1 protein-coding gene is annotated in these 1,388 nt (G+C 55.6%); it reads right to left on the minus strand.

What is annotated here, in order from left to right:
- Positions 1-285: 285 nt before the first annotated feature.
- Complete coding sequence (locus JZX87_RS30955; protein ID WP_206829646.1) at positions 286-1,323, minus strand: IS110 family RNA-guided transposase; 1,038 nt, start codon at positions 1,321-1,323, stop codon at positions 286-288.
- Positions 1,324-1,388 lie beyond the last annotated feature (65 nt).

The raw sequence follows: 1,388 nt of genomic DNA on the forward strand, positions 1-1,388 counted from the left end.
CATATGTGGACGGCCCCTGACCCGCAAGATATTTCGAGACAATTTGATCTGATCGCTTGCGTTCATATGTCCGGCCTTTCGTGGCGTTCGCACATGAACGCTGGCCAAGATGGTTTCCGCAACACAGGTGCCAAACATCAAGACGGCCTTGAGGGGCCAATGGGATCTTCGGAGTATTCTGTGTCTCGGATCGATCGATCACACCATCTGCTATTATCTTGCAAGTTGTAGTATCGCAAACACGTGGCGAAGATCAGGACGGCTTGGCTGCTTGCGTCCCCATCTTCATGCAGCGAATCCCGGTATGGCCGGTCCTGATTTTGCGCTGTATGTCTCTCCCGAGACCATGAGTTTCCAAGCTATGCGCGCCATCTTGTTGGCGAGTGCGACAGCTGCCAATTTGGGCGGCTTTCGCGTGAGCAGTTCCGCTAGCCATCGAGAAGCCCTGCCAGACCGCCGCGCGTGATGAATGACAGCTGTTGCTCCAGCCACCAAGACGGCACGCAGAGCTTCGTCGCCGGCTCGCGTGATACCACCGAGCCGCAGCTTGCCGCCGGTCGAGTGATCTTTTGGCGTCAACCCTATCCAGGCTGCGAACTGACGGCCGGATTGAAAGAGCTCCGGAGCGGGTGTCTTCATGATCAAGAGAGCCGAACCAATTGGGCCAATACCGGGAATGGTGTTGAGGCGTATGCTGCGTTCGTCGTTGCGCTGCCATGCCTTGACCTTGGCCTCCACATCCGCAATCTTTTTCTCCAGTTCAGCGTATTCCTCGGCCTGGCTTATGAACAATTCCTGCGCGAGCTCTGGCACGGTTTTCTCACCTTTTATCCTTTCGAGCAGCATCGGAATATGTGCTAGCCCCTTAGCCGCGGAAATGCCGAATTCATTGGCGTAGCCTCGGATCGCGTTGGCGAGTTGGGTGCGGTTGGCTATCAGACGGGTGCGGACGCTGATCAGCATGAGTGCTGCTTGGTCATCAACTGTCTTGACCGGAACAAACCGCATCGTTGGACGGGCCATCGCCTCGCAGAGCCCTTCGGCGTCGGCAGCGTCATTCTTGTTCCGCTTAACGTAAGGCTTGGCGAGTTGTGGTGCGATCATCTTTACCTCATGTCCAAATGAGGCGAGTAACCGCGCCCAATGATGAGAACCACCACAGGCCTCGATCGCGACCGAAGTTGGCGGGCAGGTCGTGAAGAAGTCGATCATCTCTTTGCGTCGCATTTTCTTACGCAAGACCGGCTTCTCTCCAGCATTCACGCCATGCAGCTGAAAGACATGCTTTGACGTATCCATGCCAATACGAATAATCTTGTCCATGGGCGGCCCCTTCGATTGAGATCTTAACAGCTCATTCTGGCACATTTCGATGCCGTTCAGGGGCC

Origin of the sequence: Agrobacterium sp. Ap1 (assembly GCF_017313375.1) — a bacterium.
GTDB lineage: Bacteria > Pseudomonadota > Alphaproteobacteria > Rhizobiales > Rhizobiaceae > Neorhizobium > Neorhizobium cellulosilyticum.

Coding starts and splice junctions, on each gene's coding strand:
- JZX87_RS30955 (WP_206829646.1), bottom strand. CDS start 1,323: ATGGACAAGATTATTCGTATTGGCATGGATACGTCAAAGCATGTCTTT.